This is a genomic window from Kitasatospora sp. NPDC002965 (assembly GCF_040611255.1).
Lineage (GTDB): Bacteria > Actinomycetota > Actinomycetes > Streptomycetales > Streptomycetaceae > Kitasatospora.
This window is the reverse complement of the sequence record NZ_JBEXNT010000002.1, coordinates 39300-57254: the sequence shown is the minus strand read 5'-3', so window position 1 is coordinate 57254 and position 17955 is coordinate 39300. Positions and strand designations below refer to the sequence as shown.

Annotated in this window: 17 protein-coding genes and 1 riboswitch; of the genes, 7 read left to right on the top strand and 10 right to left on the bottom strand. The window is 74.5% G+C overall.

Annotated elements, in window-relative coordinates:
- Positions 1 to 363: 363 nt before the first annotated feature.
- Complete coding sequence (locus tag ABZY91_RS01250; RefSeq protein ID WP_355398925.1) at positions 364 to 1818, top strand: globin domain-containing protein; 1455 nt, start codon at positions 364 to 366, stop codon at positions 1816 to 1818.
- A gap of 87 nt (positions 1819 to 1905) precedes the next feature.
- Here ABZY91_RS01250 and ABZY91_RS01245 read toward each other — a convergent pair whose 3' ends face one another.
- Complete coding sequence (locus tag ABZY91_RS01245; protein ID WP_355398924.1) at positions 1906 to 2460, bottom strand: NUDIX domain-containing protein; 555 nt, start codon at positions 2458 to 2460, stop codon at positions 1906 to 1908.
- Between the two features lie 327 nt (positions 2461 to 2787).
- Here ABZY91_RS01245 and ABZY91_RS01240 point away from each other — a divergent pair, with 327 nt between their 5' ends.
- Together ABZY91_RS01240 and ABZY91_RS01235 are read left to right on the top strand one after the other, a co-directional pair.
- Positions 2788 to 3651, top strand: coding sequence for a helix-turn-helix domain-containing protein (locus tag ABZY91_RS01240; RefSeq protein ID WP_355398922.1), 864 nt, complete (start codon positions 2788 to 2790; stop codon positions 3649 to 3651).
- A 205-nt stretch (positions 3652 to 3856) separates the two neighbouring features.
- Positions 3857 to 4282 carry an SsgA family sporulation/cell division regulator gene (locus ABZY91_RS01235; protein ID WP_355398920.1) on the top strand — a complete coding sequence of 142 codons (426 nt, stop codon included), beginning with the start codon at positions 3857 to 3859 and terminating at the stop codon, positions 4280 to 4282.
- 86 nt (positions 4283 to 4368) lie between these two features.
- On the opposite strand, the gene ABZY91_RS01230 is transcribed toward ABZY91_RS01235, so the two are convergent.
- Positions 4369 to 4743 carry a phage holin family protein gene (locus ABZY91_RS01230; protein ID WP_329949636.1) on the bottom strand — a complete coding sequence of 125 codons (375 nt, stop codon included), beginning with the start codon at positions 4741 to 4743 and terminating at the stop codon, positions 4369 to 4371.
- A gap of 104 nt (positions 4744 to 4847) precedes the next feature.
- Here ABZY91_RS01230 and ABZY91_RS01225 point away from each other — a divergent pair, with 104 nt between their 5' ends.
- The 3 genes from ABZY91_RS01225 (at position 4848) to ABZY91_RS01215 (ending at position 6398) form a co-directional block, all read left to right on the top strand.
- Positions 4848 to 5165 (top strand): cupin domain-containing protein, encoded by a 318-nt coding sequence (locus ABZY91_RS01225; RefSeq protein WP_329884755.1) that lies wholly within the window; start codon positions 4848 to 4850, stop codon positions 5163 to 5165.
- Positions 5166 to 5269: 104 nt separating this feature from the next.
- A complete protein-coding gene (gene tenA, locus ABZY91_RS01220; RefSeq protein WP_329884754.1) occupies positions 5270 to 5938 on the top strand; it encodes a thiaminase II in 669 nt (222 codons plus the stop codon).
- 259 nt (positions 5939 to 6197) lie between these two features.
- On the top strand, positions 6198 to 6398 hold the full coding sequence (locus ABZY91_RS01215) for a DUF5326 family protein (RefSeq protein WP_329884753.1): 201 nt from the start codon (positions 6198 to 6200) through the stop codon (positions 6396 to 6398).
- Positions 6399 to 6530: 132 nt separating this feature from the next.
- Here the strand turns inward: ABZY91_RS01215 and ABZY91_RS01210 are convergent, their stop codons facing one another.
- The 7 genes from ABZY91_RS01210 to ABZY91_RS01180 form a co-directional block, all read right to left on the bottom strand.
- Complete coding sequence (locus ABZY91_RS01210) at positions 6531 to 7475, bottom strand: NAD(P)-dependent oxidoreductase (protein ID WP_355398917.1); 945 nt, start codon at positions 7473 to 7475, stop codon at positions 6531 to 6533.
- Positions 7466 to 8878, bottom strand: a complete 1413-nt coding sequence (locus ABZY91_RS01205; RefSeq protein ID WP_355398916.1) for a cytochrome P450 — start codon at positions 8876 to 8878, stop codon at positions 7466 to 7468. Before ABZY91_RS01205 ends, ABZY91_RS01210 begins: the two co-directional genes overlap by 10 nt.
- On the bottom strand, positions 8875 to 10362 hold the full coding sequence (locus ABZY91_RS01200) for a class I adenylate-forming enzyme family protein (protein WP_355398914.1): 1488 nt from the start codon (positions 10360 to 10362) through the stop codon (positions 8875 to 8877). Before ABZY91_RS01200 ends, ABZY91_RS01205 begins: the two co-directional genes overlap by 4 nt.
- 171 nt (positions 10363 to 10533) lie before the next feature.
- The gene (locus ABZY91_RS01195) at positions 10534 to 11304 is read right to left on the bottom strand and encodes a glycosyltransferase family A protein (RefSeq protein WP_355398912.1); all 771 of its coding nucleotides are present in this window, start codon (positions 11302 to 11304) and stop codon (positions 10534 to 10536) included.
- Positions 11301 to 12314 (bottom strand): 3-oxoacyl-[acyl-carrier-protein] synthase III C-terminal domain-containing protein, encoded by a 1014-nt coding sequence (locus tag ABZY91_RS01190; protein ID WP_355398911.1) that lies wholly within the window; start codon positions 12312 to 12314, stop codon positions 11301 to 11303. Before ABZY91_RS01190 ends, ABZY91_RS01195 begins: the two co-directional genes overlap by 4 nt.
- A 79-nt stretch (positions 12315 to 12393) precedes the next feature.
- Positions 12394 to 13896, bottom strand: coding sequence for an SPFH domain-containing protein (locus tag ABZY91_RS01185; RefSeq protein ID WP_329949641.1), 1503 nt, complete (start codon positions 13894 to 13896; stop codon positions 12394 to 12396).
- 103 nt (positions 13897 to 13999) lie between these two features.
- Entirely contained in the window at positions 14000 to 14206 is a 207-nt protein-coding gene (locus ABZY91_RS01180; RefSeq protein ID WP_329949642.1) for a hypothetical protein, read from the bottom strand.
- Positions 14207 to 14402: 196 nt separating this feature from the next.
- Positions 14403 to 14537, top strand: a riboswitch (TPP riboswitch).
- Between ABZY91_RS01180 and thiC the strand changes: the two genes are divergently transcribed.
- The gene (gene thiC / locus ABZY91_RS01175; RefSeq protein ID WP_355398908.1) at positions 14533 to 16350 is read left to right on the top strand and encodes a phosphomethylpyrimidine synthase ThiC; all 1818 of its coding nucleotides are present in this window, start codon (positions 14533 to 14535) and stop codon (positions 16348 to 16350) included. Its footprint overlaps the riboswitch before it by 5 nt.
- 149 nt (positions 16351 to 16499) lie before the next feature.
- Here thiC and ABZY91_RS01170 read toward each other — a convergent pair whose 3' ends face one another.
- Positions 16500 to 17846 (bottom strand): LPXTG cell wall anchor domain-containing protein, encoded by a 1347-nt coding sequence (locus ABZY91_RS01170; RefSeq protein WP_355398907.1) that lies wholly within the window; start codon positions 17844 to 17846, stop codon positions 16500 to 16502.
- Between the last annotated feature and the right edge of the window lie 109 nt (positions 17847 to 17955).

The window sequence follows — 17955 nt, the reverse complement described above, 5'->3', positions numbered from 1 at the left end:
GTTGCGGTGAAGTCCCGCAGAACACTCCTGGTCCGCACCGGACACGGGTCGGCGGCTGTCGCGGCCGTCCCGGGTCTGCCGGACGCGGCGCCGGCGTCGCCCCCGGCGCCGCTGGACCCGCCGGACCTTCCGCCGGCCCTCCCGGCGGTCCCTCCGCCCGCCCTCCCGTCGGCTCCACCGCCGACAGGCCCGCCCCTCCCCGGTCCCGCCGCCGCGCCGGCCGCGGCGGCGGAGGCCGGCGAACCGGCGCAGGCCGTCCGCCCCGTGATCCCGGACCCGCCGTCCGCTCCGCCCGCCGTCCCGCCGCCCCCTGCGGCGCCGCCGGTCGCCCCCGCGCCGTCCCGGCCCGATCCGACCGGTCCGGTGACGGGACCGGCGCTCGGGCCGGTCATCGAACCGCTGTTCACCCGCGCGCCCGGCCTCAACTGGGCCGGCCCGGGCGACCAGTGGTCCCGCGCCTGGGCGCTGCAGACCCTGGGCGACGCCGGTACCGCCCCCGCGGCCGGGCCGCCCGCGACCGCGTTCGGCCCCGTCGGCGCCCCGCCCCCGCCCGTGCCCGACCTGCGGACCGCGGCCGACCCGCGTACTGCGGCCGGACCGCACCATGCGTCCGGACCGCGCGAAGCGGCCGAACAACCGCCCACCGCACGGGACATCGAGCTGATCAGGGCCAGCCTGGCGGTGGTCGAGCCGGTCGCCGACCGGGCCACCGCGCACTTCTACGCGCTGATCTTCCTGCACCACCCCGAGGTCCGCGCGCTCTTCCCGGCCGCGATGGACGTCCAGCGGGACCGGCTCTTCCGTGCCCTGCTGATGGCGGCCCGCAGCGCCGACGACCCGGACGGCCTGCGGACGCACCTGGGCGCGCTCGGCCGGGGGCACCGCCGGTACGGCACCCTGACCGGACACTACGGCCCGGTCGGCGAGTGTCTGGTCGCGGCGCTGGCCCGGTACACGGGCACCCGGTGGACGGCCGAGACCGAGCTGGCCTGGCGCCGGGTCTACCGGCTGGTCTCGTCGATCATGATCGAGGCCGCCGAGTCGGACGCCCGTACCTCGCCGGCCTGGTGGCAGGGCGAGGTGGTCGCGCACGAGCGCCGCACCCCGGACGTGGCGGTCCTCACCGTCCGCCCGGACCAGGCCTACCCGTACCGGGCCGGGCAGTACACCAGTCTGGAGACGCCCTGGTGGCCGCGGGTCTGGCGGCACTTCTCGTTCGCCTCCGCGCCCCGGCCGGACGGCCTGCTGACCTTCCACGTCAAGGCGGTGCAGGCCGGTTGGGTGAGCAACGCGCTGGTGCACCGGGCGGCGCCCGGGGACGTCCTGCGGCTCGGTCCCGCGGCCGGCGGGATGACCCTCGACCACGGCGCCGGCGCGGACCTGCTGCTGCTGGGGGGAGGCACCGGCATCGCCCCGGTCCGGGCGCTGGTCGAGGAGGTGGCCGAACACGGCGCGGCGGGCCGTTCGGTGGAGGTCTTCTACGGTGCGCGGCAGGCCGCCGAGCTGTACGAGCTGGCGGCGCTGCGCGAGCTGGCCGGGCGCCACGGCTGGCTCTCGGTCCGCCCGGTGCTGTCCGGCCCCGGGCCGCGGACGCCCGTCGGCGGGTACGGCGGGTCCGGCGGGCACCTGTCTGATGCGGGGCTGCTCACGGGGGAACTCCCCGAGGTGGTGGGCCGGTTCGGTCCGTGGAGCGGACGCGAGGCGTACCTCAGCGGCCCGCCCGCGATGGTCCGGCGCGCGGTCGGCGTGCTGCTGCGCGCGGGCGTGCCGACCGAGCGGATCCGGCACGACCTGGTCGGTGACCGGGCCGCCGGTTAGGCCCGCCCGGTAGCGCGGGTGGCGCGGGCAGGACCGGTGGCGCGGGTGGCGCGGGCAGGACCGGTGGCGCGGGCAGGGCCGGAGGGGTCAGGCCAGGTCGGGCGCGAGCAGGGCGCGGACGCCCTCGATGTTGGCGGCCAGGTACGCCCGAAGGCTCGGCGGCACCACGTTGACCGAGGTGACGCCCTCGCGGGTGAACGGCACCCGGACCACCTCGTACTTGCCGTTCGGCTCGTCCACCTCGGGCCCGTGGCGGCGGCTGAGGTCCATCGAGGCGAGCCGGCAGACGAAGAAGTGCTGCACCTTGACCCCGTGCGGGTGCGGGAGGGTGCCGTCGTCGGCCGTGGTCCCCGGGTCCGGAAGGTGGGGGAGGGTGTGGCTGACGGTGTCGACGAAGGCGGGCACGACGTCGACCACCTTGCCGCCGAGTTCCTCGTCGACCTCGCGGTGCAGGGCCTCCACCACGGTGCGGTCGTCGCGCTCGACGCCGCCGCCGGGGGTGATCCAGTACGGGTGCGGCGAGTCCGGCCGGGTGCGCTTGATCAGCAGGATCGAGGCCGGACCGTACGGGTCGGCGGGGTCCACCTCCAGCAGGATCGCCCGGGCGGTGCGTTTGACGACGGGGCGAGGCGGGGTGCGCATGGCGGCCTCCGGGGCTGGAGCGTTGTGCGGGAGTCTCCCGCGGCCCGGGCGGGCCGAAACGCGGCCCGCCCGGGGTGCGTCCGTTAGGGGAGGGTTCGGACCCTGGATGGATCTTGGATAGCGAAGATGAAGCTTAAACTGATCTTTGAATCAAAGATTCAATCCATACTTAGCCATTGATTCGAAGGATTTTACCGAGCGAACGGTGCGAGAGTGATTGCAGGGATGTCGTGGCTGTGCTGCAATGAGCGACTATCGGGCAAATCGGAGCGATTCACTCCGCATGCCCTCCTGTGCAAGGACTCGGGCTGGGGGCTGGGTGTGGCCATGGATCGGATCACAGAGCGCACGTCACCGCCGGCGCGGCCTCCGGGGGCCACGAGTCCGACGGGCCCCGCGGGTCCCACGGGTCCGTCGAGCCCTTCCGGCCCCACCAGTCCTTCGCGCAAGGAGCGGCAGCCCACCCTGATCTCCTCGGTCCAGCGGGCGCTGCGCCTGCTGGAGGCGGTCGGAGGATTCCTCCAGGGGGCCACCGCCAAACAGCTCGCCCGCGCCGCCGGACTCCCGCTCGGCACCACCTACCACCTGCTGCGCACCCTGACCCACGAGGGCTATCTGCGGCGGGCCGACGGCCGCTTCTACTACGGCGAGGCGGTCGACGGGATAGGCCGGGCCGACGACCGCCAGTCCGAACGGTTCGACCTGCGCGCCCGGATGGAACGGTTACGGGACGACCTGGGCGCCGCCGTCTACTTCGCGCTCTACCGCGACGGCGAGGTCTCCGTCGTCGACGTCGCGGCCGGCCCGCACCAGCCCGCCGTCGAACCGTGGGCCGACTTCCGGGCCACCGCCCACGCCCACGCCATCGGCCAGTGCCTGCTGGGCCAGCTGCCGGAGGAGGCCCGGCGCGACCACCTCGCCCGCCACCCCCCGGTCGGTCTCACGCCCTCCACCCTCGCCGAGGAGTCGACCGTCCTGCGCCGGCTCGCCGGGCTCCGGCCCACCATGCCGGTGATCGAACGCCAGGAGTACGCACTCGGGACCGTCTGTGCGGCCGTTCCCATCACGGTCGGCTCGGTGGTCGCCACGATGGCGCTCTCGCTGCCGGTCGCGCAGGCCGACCGGCTCACCGCCGCCGCCGGTCACCTGCGCCGCAGCGTCGGCGCGATGACGCCGTCGTTCGTCCTCTGACGGGCCGTGACCCGACCGGACCGGCCCCGGGGGCGCCCCTCGTTCACCATTTGAAAAAGCACGTCTTGTCCACTACGTCCCCAAACGTGGACGATGAGGACGGACGTACCGCACGCACTCCCTCCCCCTGTCAGCGAACTGCCTTGTCCGGCCACCCGCGGGACCCACACCCGCACGGCCGGGCAGAACGAGAGGTACTGGCGCCATGCAGCACAGCACAGTCCAGGGCCACCTGATGATGAACCTGGTGGTCTCGCACGAGCTCTCCTTCCGCATCGTGGTCGACCTCGCCTACGACCCCGTCGACCCGTACGCGGTCCGTTTCACGTTCCACCTGCCCGGCGACGAGCCGGTGACCTGGGTGTTCGCGCGCGAGCTGCTGCTCGACGGGATCGGCCGCCCGGCGGGCGAGGGCGACGTGCACATCCATCCGGCCGGCGGGGAGCTCGCCGAGGTCTGCATCGTGCTGCACTCCCCCGAGGGGGCCGCCGTGCTGCGGTCGCCGGCACCGCCGCTGGTCGCCTTCCTGACCCGCACCGACCGGCTGGTGCCGATGGGCCAGGAGGTCACCGCCGGCGAACTCGACGCCCAGCTCGCGCTCATCCTCCGAGGGCGTGAGAACGCCGGGTGACCGGGGAGGCGGGAACACGGAAGGGGCCCCTTCCCGGTGAACGACCGGGTCGGGGCCCCTTCGCACGGGCCGGCACGGTGACTCGCTCAGTCGTCGTCGAGGGCGAGGCTGAGGCCCCAGGAGACCAGGCTGATGATCAGCGCGCCGAACAGTGCGGCCCAGAAGCCGTCGACGTGGAAGCTGAGGTCGAGCTTGTCCGACGCCCACGAGGTCAGCCAGAGCATCAACGCGTTCACGATGAAGGTGAACAGACCCAGGGTGAGGATGAACAGGGGGAAGGAAAAGAACTTCACCACCGGCTTGATCAGCCAGTTCACCACCCCGAAGAGCAGTGCCACGGCGACCACCGTGAGCGTCTTGTGCTGCCAGTCGTCCCCGGCCAGCGTGATGCCGGAGACGATCCAGGCGGCGACCCAGATGGCCGCCGCGTTGATCAGTGTCTTGATGAGGAAACCCTTCATGGGGCCAGCGTCCCAGGTCGGTCAAGGGACGGGCGAGAGCCCCGGGCGTCGTGGTGGTGTTGAATGCCTCCTGGACCGACGCCCGGACGAGGAGGGGTGCCCCGATGAAGGTGTTCCGGCTGGACCGACTGGACGCCGAGCGTGCCGCCAACGACGGTGCGTACCTGAGGTTCCTGCGCGAGCCGCGGATGTCCGCCGGCCTCTACGCGCTCTCCCCCGGCGACACCGACACGCAGACCGCGCACACCCAGGACGAGATCTACCAGGTGATCAGCGGCCGGGCCGAGCTGACCGTCGGGGACGAGACCACCGCGGTGGGGCGGGGCACCGTGGTGTACGTGCCGGCCGGGGTGCCGCACCGGTTCCACCACATCACCGAGGAGCTGCGGGTCCTGGTGGTGTTCTCCCCGCCGGAGGACTGACGCCGGGACGTGGGGCCGGAGGAACGGGGCCGGACGTCCGGCCGCCGCGGACCGGGCCCCGACCGGCCCTCCGGAAGCCCGGACCCGCCGGTTAGGGTCGGAGCATGAGCCTGAGCCTGACGGAAGAACTCTGGGCGGCGATCGAGCCGGTCTACGCCGAGATACTCGACCACCCCTTCATCGCCGGCCTCACCGACGGCACCCTGCCGCGCGAGGCGTTCCGCCACTTCGTCGTGCAGGACTCGCACTACCTGCGCGACTACGCCCGCGCCCTCGCCGTCTGCGCCGCCAAGGCCCCCGGCGAGGAGGAGGTGCGGGCCTTCGCCGACGACGCGATCGGCGCGCTGGCGGCCGAGCAGGGGATGCACGCCGACTTCCTGGAGGCCTTCGGCGACAGCGCCGAGGAGGCCGCCGCCGAGCCGGTGCTCCCCACCACCCGCGCGTACACCAGCTACCTGCTCGCCACCGTCTACGGCGGCTCCTTCGCCGAGGCGGTCGGCGCGGTGCTGCCGTGCTACTGGATCTACGCCCGGGTCGGGGACCGGCTGCTGGCCCAGGGCTCCCCGGACCCGCTCTACGCGAAGTGGATCGCCACCTACGGCGACGAGGCGTTCCAGTCGGTGGTGCGGCGGGTGCTGGCGCTGACCGACCGGCTCGGTGAGGAGATGTCCGCGGCCGAACGGCGACGCGTGGTGGAGCACTTCGTCACCACCTCGCGGTACGAGTGGATGTTCTGGGACGCCGCGTGGCGGCGGGAGACCTGGCCGGTCTGACCCCCGTGCGGGCCGTCCCCGCAGGTCGCCGGTGTCGTCCGGGGCCCGTCCGGTGCTTGTCCGGGGCGCTGCCGGACGGCCGGCCCCGGGGCCGGCCCCGGGGGTTCACCCGGGGTTCAGGGTAGGGGTGATCTCCGGGTTCTCTCCGGGCCGTTGGCTCTCGTTCGGCCACTTGCGTCACCGTACGATCGAAGTACCGAGAACGAGCGGGATGCGGCACCGGACGGCAGCCGACCCCAAGGGGAGAGAAGGAACGGACATGGCTGAGCTCTGGAAGTCGCTGCCCTCGTGGGTGCGGAACATCGTCGTGCCGGTGCTGGTGCTGGTACTCGCCTGGAACATCCTCGGCCTGGTGTTCAGCGTCGTCGGTGCCCTGCTGAGCCTGGCGATCAAGCTGCTGGTGGTGGTGGGCATCGCCGCCGCGGTGGTGATCCTGGTGAAGAAGGCCGCCAGGAACTGACCCGGCCGGAACCGGTCTTCACCGGCCTTCACCGGCCTCGACCGGTCTCCACCGGTCTCGACCGGCCTTGCGCGGACGCCCGCACCCCTCACCGGGGTGCGGGCGTCCGTCGTCGGGGGCCGGGTCGGCGGTTCAGGCCGGGCCGGCGGTTCCGGGGGGTGCGGCCGCGGGCGCCGCGCGGTCGAGCATCAGGACGGTGTCGAGATCCCAGAGCGGGCGCCAGCCCTGGGTGCGCGCGCGGGCCAGGTCCAGGGTGACGCTGCGGGACAGCTGGTCGACCGCGTACGGGGTCAGACCCGGGACCCGGCCGGTGCGGGCGGCCAGCCGGGCCAGCGGCGCCGGGACGTGGTGGAGCCCGGCGTGCACGCCGTGGGCGGCGAGCACCGCGCGGACCGCCTCGTCGCGCCGGTAGTGGCGGGCGTCGGCGATGTTGTAGGCGCCCGGTGCCCACGGGCGGTTGCCGGGGCGGCCTGTCCCGGCGGCGGCCAGACAGGCGTCGGCGAGGTTCTGCACGGCGGTGAGGCTGAGCCGGACGTCCCCTCCGGGCAGCAGCAGTCGCCCGTGCCGGACCCGTTCCAGCAGCCGGGGCACGAGGTGAGGATCGCCCGGCCCGTAGACGGCGCGCGGACGCAGGACGACCGCCCCCGCCGCGAGCGCGAGCCGCTCACCGGCGGCCTTGGTGCGACCGTACGCGTTGAGGTGACCGCCCTCGGTGGGGTGGTGCTCCCGGACGGACTCGCGGGCGATCCGGGGGTCGTAGACGCTGGCGCTGGAGACCCAGACGACCGGGCGCCCGGCGGCGGCGCGCAGCAGGCGCTCGGTGCCGGTGACGTTGACGGCGAACTGCCCGGCCTCGGCGGCGGAGCCCGGGGGCAGGTCGGCGACGGCGGCGGCGCAGTGCACCACGGCGTCGACGCCGGTGAGGTCAGGGTCGGCGACGGCGGCGTCCCAGTGGACGTGGCGGCCGGCCGGACCGGGGCGGCGGCCGTAGCCGACCACGTCCAGACCGTGGGCGACGGCGGCGCGGACGACGTGGGAGCCGCAGAAGCCGCTCGCTCCGGTGACGGCTATCCGCATCGGGGGGCTCCTCGGTGGAGGGCGGCGGCTGCGGCGTGGGGACAGGTGGGTGCGGGCGCCGGGGGCGCGGGACCGGGGGGAACGGTGACGGCGGGCCCGGTCGTGGCGGGGGTGACGGTGGTGGTCGGCGCGGCCGCGTCGGCCCGGGCGGTGTCGGCCCGGCCGGTGGGGGTGCGGGCGGTGGGGGTGCGGGTGCGGCGCACGGTGAGTTCCGCCCAGCCGGGGAGCGCGGCGCGGCGGTCGGCCCGGGCACGGGTGACCACCGGGCGGTACGGCGCGAGGGCGAGCAGGAGGTCGGCGAGCAGCACCCGGGCCAGGCCCGCGCCGGGGCAGGCGTGCGGTCCGGCGCCGAAGACGGCCTGGGTGGCGCCCGGACCGGGGGCGGCCTCCGGCCGGTGGGCCCGGGCGGCGTGCCGGGCGACCAGGATCAGCCGGTCGCCGGCCCGGACCCGGCGGCCGGCCAGGACGGCGTCCTCGGCGGCCACCCGGGGGAGCAGGGGCGAGGGCGCGGTGAGACGGAGGAGCTCGGCGGCGAGCGCGGGAGCGGTGGCGGCGTCGACCGACGGCCAGAGGCCGGCGTCCGCGCACCAGGCGGCGGCCCGGGGGAGGGCGGCGACGGTGGTGTTGACGGTGGCGACCGCGACCATCGTGTCCAGCGGGTCGGGCAGCAGCGCGGCCAGGTCGGCGGCGCGCGCGGCGGACGCCCGGGCGGTGCGGCGGCGGCGCCGCGGTCCGGGCAGGTGGTCGCGGGCGGCGGCTTCGGCGGCCCGGGCGGCGGCACCGGCCAGGGCGTGCGGGGCGGCCGGGGAGCCGGTCAGCGCGGCGGCCGTCACCCCGGACAGCTCCTGGGCCAGGCGGACCAGGTCGATCGGCCCGTCGGCGATCGCCGGCACCCGTCCGGCCAGCACGGCCAGCCAGTGCGGGCGCAGCCGCCGCACCGCCGCAGAGTCGAGTCCTCCTGCCAACACCCTTCGGGCGGAACGGTGTTCGGCGCCGTCCTGGTCGAACAGGAGCCCGCCGTCGGTCAGTCGGGCGGCGGCTCCGCCGGTGGTGCCGGGCGCGGTGCGGTCGAGCGGGATCCGGGTGAGCGCCTCGCGGTAGGCCTCGGTGTCGTGGACCAGGACGGTACGGCCGAGCCGGACCACCGGGCGTCGGCGGGTGGCGGCGAGCAGGGCGAAGAGCACCGGGTGGCTGTGCAGGTAGACCCGGCGGTCCCGCCGGCGGGCGGCGCGGTCGAGGGCGGCGCGGTCGAGGGCGCTGCGGTCGGGGTCCGTCCGGCCGGGGTCGGTGCGGCCGGGGTCGGTGCGGCCGGGGTCGGTGCGGCCGGGCGTTGCTGCGCCGGTCGGGGCCGGCGAGGGTGCGGTCCGGCGGCCGGCGGGCGCGTCCGGGACGACGGTGTTCACGTGGACAACTCCCCTGCGCAGTAGGCGGATGCGGCTGCCCGGTCGGGTTTGCGGGAACGGCCGGTCAGAGGTACCTCGCCGAACAGGACGGCGTCCGGGCGGGCCGTGCCCATCCGGTCCAGCGGGGCGTTCAGCGCGGCCCGAAGCCGGTCGGGATCGGTGCCGGGAACGGGTTGGACGAGGGCGACCAGCCGTTCGTCGCCGTCCCCGGACGGGACTCCGACCAGCACCGCGAGGGCGACACCCGGCAGGTGCAGCGCCGGTTCGTAGAGGCCGGGATAGATGTTCTCGGCGCGGCGCAGGACCATGTCCTTCAGCCGGCCGCCGAGCACGATCCGGCCGTTCCCGTCGAGCGCGCCACGGTCGCCGGTGCGCACCCACGGGTCGGGTTCCTCGCCCAGGTAGCGGTGACGGGCGCCGGGGCCGGTGAGCAGCAGTTCGCCGTCCGGACCGAGGTCGGTGCGGACACCCGGCAGCGGGGCGCCGACCAGGTCGCCCGGGCCGGTGAAGGCGCTCTTCTCGACCTCCTCGACGGCCGCCGCCGGGAACAGCTCGGTGAGCGCGTACACGCCCCAGGCCTGGTCGGCGCCGGCCTGCTTGACCCGGCGGAGCAGGGCGGCGTCGGCGGGCGCCGAGCCGGTCCAGACCCGCCCGGTGAACCGGGCTCCGGCGGCCAGGGCCGCGCGCAGCTGCGGCGGGGTGAGATAGGTGTGGGCCGGTGCCAGCCGGGCGAGTTGGCGGGCGAGCGCGGCCGGTGTGCGGGCCGGCAGGGCGACGGCGGCACCGGCGGTCAGGGCGGGGACCAGGACGAAGAAGGTGCCGCCCACGACGGTCGTTCCGGGCCGTGGGTCGACCAGGTCGGTGACCGTGCGCAGCCCGGCGGCCAGGCCCTTCCGGGTGTGCACCACGGCGCGCGGGCGGGCGGTGGTGCCGGAGGTGAAGACGATGACGGCGTCGGCGTCCCGCTCGTGGGTGTCGCGGCCGGGCGCGCGGGGCACGGAGGCGCCGAACCGGCCGAGCCGCAGCCCCGGTGCGCAGCCGGGCAGTCGTCGGCCGAGGGTGGCGACCGGGCCGATCACGTCCAGCGGGGGCAGGGCGAGGCCGGCGCGCCGGGCCAGCGGCTCGGCCCAGCCGGCCACCGCCTGGGCGGCGGCGTCGGCGAGCACCAGGTCGGGTTGGGCGAGGGCGAGCCGGGCGGCCAGCACGTCGGGGCCGGCGGCCGGGTCCAGGACGGCGATCCGCAGACCGAGCCGGTGCGCGGCGAGCATGACGGCGAGGGCCCGGGGGCCGGGGCGGACGGCGACGCCGAGGGTGGTGCCTTCGGTGAGGCCGCGTGCGTGCAGGGCGGTGGCGTAGGTGTCGGCGAGGTCGGCGAGTTCGCCGCGACGGATCCGGACCCGGGTGGTGCCGAGCCGGGTGTGCCGCAGGACGGCCGGGCGGTCGGGGTGGACGGTGCGCAGCGCGTGGGCGAGCCGGTCGAGCATCGGGTGTCCTCGGCGAGGGAGTCTGGCGGGTGCTGGGTCAGGGGCAGGATCAGGGTCAGGATCAGGGGCCGGGCCAGGGGCTCGGGACAGGGACCCGGGTCGGCGCGGAGGGCCGGGCGGCGAGGGGTGGGGCGGCGCCGGTACCGGGAGGGTTGCCGGGGTCCGCCGTGCTCAGCGGACGTCGACGGAGCGTGGTCCGGCGCCGCGCTCCAGGTACCAGCGCGCCGTGCCGACCACCCCGTAGGCGCGGATCCGCCGGGTGGAGTTCTGCACCACCATGTCCCGGCGGCGCACGATCGCCGTGCTGTGCCGGCGGACCCGGTTGATGAACGTGCGGTCGGTGGGCGAGGGCCGGCGCGGCATGCCGCCGACGGCCTGGTACAGCTCGGCGGTGATCGCCATGTTGTTGCCGGCGTGCATCCGGTACGGGGTGAGGTAGCCGTGGCGGCGCCGGTGCGCGGGCCGGATCCGGCCGAAGAACGCGCCCAGCGCGACCAGGAGCAGGAAGACGGCCCGCCCGGTCGGCCCGTGCTCGTCGCGGCGGGCGGTGACCCGGCCGCAGACCAGTCCGCCCCCGGCGCACATCCCGGCCCGGGCGGCGGCGCTCCAGCCGGGCTCGGGCAGGCAGTCGGCGTCGGTGCGGGCGAGCAGCGTCGCGCCGTGCGCGATGGCGTGCCGGAAGGCGGTGTCGACCGCGGAGCCGACGCCCTTCTCCGGCTCGACCAGTACCTCGACGGGGAAGGGCGCCCGGGCGGCGAAGGCGCGGACGGCGGCCACCGTGCCGTCGGTCGAGCCGTTGTCGGCGACCAGCAGGGTGAACTCCCGGTCCCGTTGGGCGGCGAGGGCGTCCAGGGTGCCGGTGATCCGGGCCTCCTCCTGGTAGGCGGGGACGACGACCCAGAGCCGGTGGCCGTCCGTCCGGGGGGTCGCCGGGGTGCTCACGACGCCTCCCAGACCATCGTCATCAGGCTGACGCCGCCGCCCAGGCCGAGCAGGAGCACCTTGTCTCCGGGATTCAACTCGTCTCTTATTCGGTCGAGTTGGATGCCGAGCGTGGCGCTGGCGACGTTGCCCAGCTCGGGCACGGTGACCACCAGCTTCTCCGCCGGCACCCCGGTGAGCTCGACGAACCGCTCCAGGTAGGGGACGGTCACCTGGTGCACCAGCACCCGGGCGTAGTCGTCCCAGCCGAGGCCGGTGCGGGCGGCCACCCGGGTCAGGATGTCCCCGCCGATCTTCTCGAAGACGCCGCGCAACTCCTTGCCGCCGCCCCGGAAGTAGCTGTACTCGTCGCCGCGCGGGTGCCGCGAGCCGCCGCCCGGGATCCCGCCGACCTCCCAGTGTTCGGAGGCGGTCTCGGTCTCGATGTCGAGGATGCCGCCGCGTTCCACCGCCTCGACCACGACGGCGGCGCCGGCGTCGCCGAAGGTGTAGCCGGCGAACCCGTCGCGGAAGTCGGCGAGGCCCTCCGGGTCGCGCCGCATGGCCCGGCTCGGCGTCTCGCCGGTGACCACCAGGGCGCGCCGGGCCCGGCCGGCGAGGATCATCGCGCGGGCCAGGTCGATGCCGTTGAGGAAGCTGTTGCAGGCGTTGCTGACGTCCAGCGCGTGTGCGCGGGAGCCGAGTTCGGCCTGGACGAGGTGGGCCGTGGCGGGCTCGCAGACGTCCCGGGTGGCCGATGCGTACAGCAGCAGGTCGAGGTCGAGCGGGTCCAGTCCGCGGGCGGCGAGGGCGCGCCGGGCGGCGCCCACGGCCAGCGTGGAGGCGTACTCGCCCTCGGCCGCGAAGTGCCGGGTGACGATGCCGGTGGCCTTCTCGAACGTCCGCTCCGGCAGGCGGAGTCGGCCGCCGGCGGTGACCTCGTCCTGGAGCTGCTGGGAGGTCAGGCGGCGGGCGGGCAGGTGGGCTCCGACGGCGGTGATGCCGATCCGCGCGGTGGCTGCAGGGTGCATGTCCCCATCGTCCGGCGGACGCACCCGCGCCCACCTGAGTACCCGTACTCAGGTGGGCGCGGGCGGCTACCCAATCACGTCACTCCTCCGTGGTCCGGTCCGCGGGCACCCGGTCCGCCGGCGTGCGGTCGACCGGAATCTGCTGGACGGCCGCAGCCGGTGCCGCGGTGGGTGCCGCGGCCGGTGCGGCCTCCGGCCCGATGGTGGTCAGCAGCTGGCGGGCCAGGCCGAGTCCGGTGCCGCCCATGGTGAGCGCCTTGGCGAACAGCTCGCCCATTCCGTCGGCGCCGTTGAGCAGCACCATGTGCTCGACGTGGCCGAACGACTCGGCGGCGGCCAGCACGATGTCCGGCCACTTCTCCGCCAACTCCTGTGCGACCAGAGCTTCCTGGTTCTCGGCCAGCGCGTCGGCACGGGCCTTGAGGCCCTCGGCCTTGGCGAGACCGAGAGCCCGGACGGCCTGCGCGTCCGCCAGACCGCGTGCCTCGGCGGACGCCGCCTCCGCCTCGCCGGTGGCCCTGGTGGCCTCGGCGGCGGCCAGGCCTCGCAGCTTGGTGGCCTCCGCCTCGGCCTGGGCCGCGATGCGGACCCGGCCGGCCTCGGCCGCCGCCTTCAGCTCGGTCTCCTGGGCCTGGGCCTGGGCGGCGGAGATCCGGGCGTCACGGTCGGCGTCCGCCGTGGTCCGGGTGTCGTACGCCCGGGCGTCGGCCGGTTTGCGGACGTCGATCTGGAGCTGCTGCTCCTTCCGCTGGGCCTCCAGCTCGGCGACCCGGGTCTCCTGGACCACCACCTGCTGCCGGGCGCCGGCGTCGGCGAGCGGGCCGGCCTGCCGGGCCCTGGCGTTGGCGGTGTCCCGTTCGGCCTGGTAGGAGGCCTGCTGGATCTCGCTGTTGCGGGTCGCCTCGGCCTTGCGGGCGGCCGCCTCCTGCTCGGCCTCGGTGGCCAGCCGGTCGGCGTGCGCCTGCGCGATCCGGGCGTCCCGCTGGACGGCTGCGGCGTGCGGGATGGCGAGGTTCTTGATGTAGCCGGTCGGGTCGATGATCTCCTGGATCTGCAGGGTGTCGATGATCAGCCCGAGCTTCTCCATCTCCAGCCCCGAGGCGGCCCTGGTCTCCCCGGTGAGCCGCTCGCGGTCGCGGATCATGTCCTCGACGGTGAGCCCGCCGACGATCGACCGCAGGTGTCCGGCGAAGACGTTGTGGACGCGCTGGCTGATCAGCTTCTGCTGGTCGAGGAAACGGCGGGCGGCGTTGGCGATCGAGACGTCGTCGTCGCCGACCTTGAAGATCACCACGCCCTTCACCCGGACCGGGATGCCCTGCGTGGTGACGCACTCGACGTTCAGTTCGGCCTCGTTGAGGTCCAGCGAGAGCCGCCGGACGCCCTGCAGGCCGGGGGTGACGAGGGTCCCCCGGCCGGTGACGATCCGGAATCCCAGCCCGTCGCCGACCCCCTCGGTCCGGTGCCGGGAGCCGGAGATGATCAGAGCCTCGTTCGGCTCGGCCACCCGCCACATGAGTTTGAAGAGTGTGATTCCGAGGAGCAGTGTCGCGACCACCGCTCCGGGGATGAGGTACACCATGGTTCAACTCCCCCTTCCGGCGCAGGAGATGCGCCGAATCGGATTCTCCGCCGGAGCCAAACCGATGGAAAGGGAAGTGACATGACGCCCTGTCACAAGGTCGTCACGGGCCTATGGGCGCTACGTACACGGTGCGTGGCGGCTGGTACTCGATCACCAACACCGGTGTGCCGACCGGCAGTCGGTCCCCCGGCACGGCGAGGTAGGCGAGGAACGCCTCGGCGCCCTGCCGCTCCGGGACGTGCACCATCACCTCGCCGACCAGCCCCGTGCCAACCGTCCCGGTGACCCGCCCCGTGCTTCCGACCACGCCGGCCTCCCTCTCGTCGTCCCCGCCGTCGACCCCGCGACTGCCAGTCTGCCCGGCCGGGGCCCGATTGCCGGTCCGCTCGGCCGCGACCGTCCGGTTTGCCGGATTCGACACCCGTCGTCCGGCCGTTCCGACCCCCTCTGGACCTCCGGCGTTCCGCTCGCTACGGTGTTGGACGTCATGCGCAGGCAACACGGCCTGCGGACACGGGAGCTCGGAGCACCGGGCTGAGAGGGCGCTGACCGGAACGTCGTCCGACGTGCCGACCGCTGCGTCGACCGCAGGAACCTGACCGGGTAATGCCGGCGTAGGGAGTAGAAGGTCTGATGACCACGTTCGACGCACAGCCGCAGTCTGCCCGGAACTCCGCCGTCTCCAGCGCGGGTACCGGCTACCCGACCCCGGCCTGGCGCAAGGCCTACCGCGACGGGTCCCGCCCCGACCTGCGCGTTCCGTACCGCGAGGTCGTGCTCACCAACGGGAAGACCGTCCCGCTGTACGACACCTCCGGGCCGTACACCGATCCGGCCTACGAACCCGACGTGCGGCGCGGTCTGCCGGCCCTGCGCGACTCCTGGATCCGTCAGCGCGGCGACGTCGAGGAGTACGACGGGCGCGAGGCGCGCCCCGAGGACGACGGCATCAAGCACACCTCGCCGCGCGGCGGAAACCTGCGCAACCTCGACGCGGTCTTCCCCGGCCGTCCGCGCCGCCCGCTGCGCGGACGGAGCGGTGAGGCCGTCACCCAGCTGGCCTACGCCAAGCGCGGCGTCGTGACGCCCGAGATGGAGTTCGTCGCCCTGCGCGAGGGCCTGGAGGCCGAGTTCGTGCGCGACGAGGTCGCCCGCGGGCGCGCCGTCATCCCGGTCAACGTGAACCACCCCGAGGTGGAGCCGGCCGTCATCGGCACCAACTTCCTGGTGAAGATCAACGCGAACATCGGCAACTCCGCCGTCACCTCCTCGATCGAGGAGGAGGTGGAGAAGATGACCTGGGCCACCCGCTGGGGCGCCGACACCGTCATGGACCTCTCCACCGGCCGCAACATCCACACCACCCGCGAGTGGATCCTGCGCAACTCCCCCGTGCCGATCGGGACCGTGCCGCTCTACCAGGCGCTGGAGAAGGTCGACGGCCGGGCGGAGGAGCTCAGCTGGGACGTCTACCGCGACACCGTCATCGAGCAGTGCGAGCAGGGCGTCGACTACATGACCGTCCACGCGGGCGTGCTGCTGCGGTACGTTCCGCTGACGGCCCGCCGCAAGACCGGCATCGTCTCGCGCGGCGGATCGATCATGGCCGCCTGGTGCCTGGCGCACCATCAGGAGAACTTCCTCTACACCAACTTCGCGGAGCTCTGCGACATCCTCGCGCGCTACGACGTCACCTTCTCGCTCGGTGACGGCCTGCGCCCCGGTTCGATCGCCGACGCCAACGACGAGGCGCAGTTCGCCGAGCTGGAGACGCTGGGCGAGCTGGGCCGGATCGCCCGCGCCAGGGACGTCCAGGTGATGATCGAGGGTCCGGGCCACGTCCCGATGAACAAGATCAAGGAGAACATGGATCTCCAGAAGGAGATCTGCGACGAGGCCCCGTTCTACACCCTCGGCCCGCTCACCACGGACGTCGCGCCCGGCTACGACCACATCACCTCCGGCATCGGTGCGGCGATGATCGCCTGGTGGGGCACCGCGATGCTCTGCTACGTCACGCCCAAGGAACACCTGGGCCTGCCGAACCGGGACGACGTGAAGACCGGCGTCATCACCTACAAGATCGCCGCCCACGCCGCCGACCTCGCCAAGGGCCACCCGGGCGCCCAGGACTGGGACGACGCCCTCTCCGACGCCCGCTTCGAGTTCCGCTGGGAGGACCAGTTCAACCTGGCCCTCGACCCGGAGACGGCCCGCGAGTTCCACGACGAGACCCTCCCGGCCGAGCCCGCCAAGACGGCCCACTTCTGCTCCATGTGCGGGCCGAAGTTCTGCTCGATGAAGATCTCCCAGCAGATCCGCGACCAGCACGGCGACGGCTCCACGGCCGTCAACGCCGGCTACGGCGCCGACGCGGTCGCCGGCATGGCCGAGAAGTCCGCCGAGTTCGCCGCCCAGGGCAACCGCGTCTACCTCCCGCTGGCCGACTGACGGGCTCCGCCGTCGGCATCGGGCGGGAGTGGGGTCGAGCTCGCGCGCAGACCGACAGCGGTGCTGGGAGGTGGAGGGGGCTTCCCAGCACTGCGGCCGAGCCGGCGGGCCGGTGCCCCGGCGGCGGGCGCCGGGGCACCGGGGCCGGGTCAGCCCTGGGACGCGGTGCGGCGGCGCTTCGCGTAGAGGACCGCGCCGGCGCCGAGCAGCACCAGGGCCGCGCCCGCGCCGAACAGGGCGCCGGAGTTGCCGGCCCCGGTGGCGGCGAGGTTGGTGCCGGCCGGGGCGGTGGTGTTGGCGGCGGCCGGGGCCGAGGGGGTGTTGGCGGCCGCCGGGACGACCTGGGCGTCGGGCGTCCTGGTCGTCGCGGTCGGGCTGGGCCGGGTGGTGGAGGTCGTCGGGGCGGCGGTCGTCGCGGTCGGGCTGGGCTTGGCCGTCGCGGTGGAGGGCGAGGCCGAGGGCGAGATGGACGGGGCACCGTTGCCGTCCAGCGTCACCGACGCCTTCAGGATGGTGTCGACCGGGCCTTGGTCGGTGTCCGGGTCGAGGCTGAGCGAGCCGGAGACGCCGGACCACTGCCCGGTGTAGCCGGTGAGCGACAGCCGTACCTTGTAGCGGTGGCTCGTGCCCTTGCCGAGGCCGCCGGTCACCGGCGGCAGCTTCCAGACGTTGTCCGAGCCCGGGACGGTGACCCACGCACCGCCCTGGGACACCTCCAGCTTGAGGACGGCGGAGATCGGGCGGGAACCGTCACTGAAGCGGAGCGTCGGATTGATCGCGGCGCCGATGGCCGCGCCGTTGTTGGTCAGGTCGAGGTCGGTCTCGAAGGGCTTCTTGTACGAGACGGTGCCCAGGTTGTTCGTGAACTTCTGGACGAGGGCGCCGGTGGGGGAGGCGACCGGCAGGGTCACCGGCTCGACGGCGGTGCTGTTGCCGAGGTCGTTCACCAGCGCGACCTTCACGGCGGTGTCGTCCGCCGGGAGGGCGGCCCTCAGGGTGAAGGAGACCGCCCAGCTGTAGGTCGTGCGGGCCGGCACCGTGAAGGGCACGTGGGACATCCGGTTCTCGGGCAGGACGTGGCCGGAGAAGTTGCTCCCGTTGAAGCTGGTCAGGCCGTAGGTGGCCGGCGCGGAGATCGCCTTGGCGCTGAAGTCGATCCAGTTCCATCCGGTCGGGGCGGCGCCCACCGGTGTGACGGTCACCGCCGGGTGGAACGGGCGCTCCTGGTCGGAGTTGTTGGTGACGGTCATCGTCAGGGTCGCGCCGACGCCGCCGCGGGTCAGCGGCGCCTGTCCCGCGGCCGGCTCCAGGGTGGCCGTCAGGGGCTGGGCGGTGCTCGGGGCGGGGGTGTCCGAGGCGGCGGCGGTGGCGGAGGCGGAGGGCGCCGGGGTGTCGGCGAAGGCCGTCGCCGGGGCGAGCGCGGAGGTGCCGGCGGCGACCACCAGCGTGGCGGTGGCGAGCAGGCGGGAACGGCGGGTGAGCGGGCGTGCGGACATGAGCGGATTCCCCCCGGGAAGAACCGAACGCGGGTGCGTGCTGAAGGTCGGTCCGCCGCTCTCCCTGCGGGTCCGGCGGCTGCGACGGGAGGATCTTCTCAGGAGAATC

Excerpts from the sequence above, each read along its gene's own strand:
- ABZY91_RS01245 (WP_355398924.1), bottom strand. The coding sequence starts at position 2,460 with ATGCGCACCCCGCCTCGCCCCGTCGTCAAACGCACCGCCCGGGCGATC.
- ABZY91_RS01240 (WP_355398922.1), top strand. The coding sequence starts at position 2,788 with ATGGATCGGATCACAGAGCGCACGTCACCGCCGGCGCGGCCTCCGGGG.
- ABZY91_RS01235 (WP_355398920.1), top strand. The coding sequence starts at position 3,857 with ATGCAGCACAGCACAGTCCAGGGCCACCTGATGATGAACCTGGTGGTC.
- ABZY91_RS01230 (WP_329949636.1), bottom strand. The coding sequence starts at position 4,743 with ATGAAGGGTTTCCTCATCAAGACACTGATCAACGCGGCGGCCATCTGG.
- ABZY91_RS01225 (WP_329884755.1), top strand. The coding sequence starts at position 4,848 with ATGAAGGTGTTCCGGCTGGACCGACTGGACGCCGAGCGTGCCGCCAAC.
- tenA (WP_329884754.1), top strand. The coding sequence starts at position 5,270 with ATGAGCCTGAGCCTGACGGAAGAACTCTGGGCGGCGATCGAGCCGGTC.
- ABZY91_RS01215 (WP_329884753.1), top strand. The coding sequence starts at position 6,198 with ATGGCTGAGCTCTGGAAGTCGCTGCCCTCGTGGGTGCGGAACATCGTC.
- ABZY91_RS01210 (WP_355398917.1), bottom strand. The coding sequence starts at position 7,475 with ATGCGGATAGCCGTCACCGGAGCGAGCGGCTTCTGCGGCTCCCACGTC.
- ABZY91_RS01200 (WP_355398914.1), bottom strand. The coding sequence starts at position 10,362 with ATGCTCGACCGGCTCGCCCACGCGCTGCGCACCGTCCACCCCGACCGC.
- ABZY91_RS01190 (WP_355398911.1), bottom strand. The coding sequence starts at position 12,314 with ATGCACCCTGCAGCCACCGCGCGGATCGGCATCACCGCCGTCGGAGCC.
- ABZY91_RS01185 (WP_329949641.1), bottom strand. The coding sequence starts at position 13,896 with ATGGTGTACCTCATCCCCGGAGCGGTGGTCGCGACACTGCTCCTCGGA.
- thiC (WP_355398908.1), top strand. The coding sequence starts at position 14,533 with ATGACCACGTTCGACGCACAGCCGCAGTCTGCCCGGAACTCCGCCGTC.
- ABZY91_RS01170 (WP_355398907.1), bottom strand. The coding sequence starts at position 17,846 with ATGTCCGCACGCCCGCTCACCCGCCGTTCCCGCCTGCTCGCCACCGCC.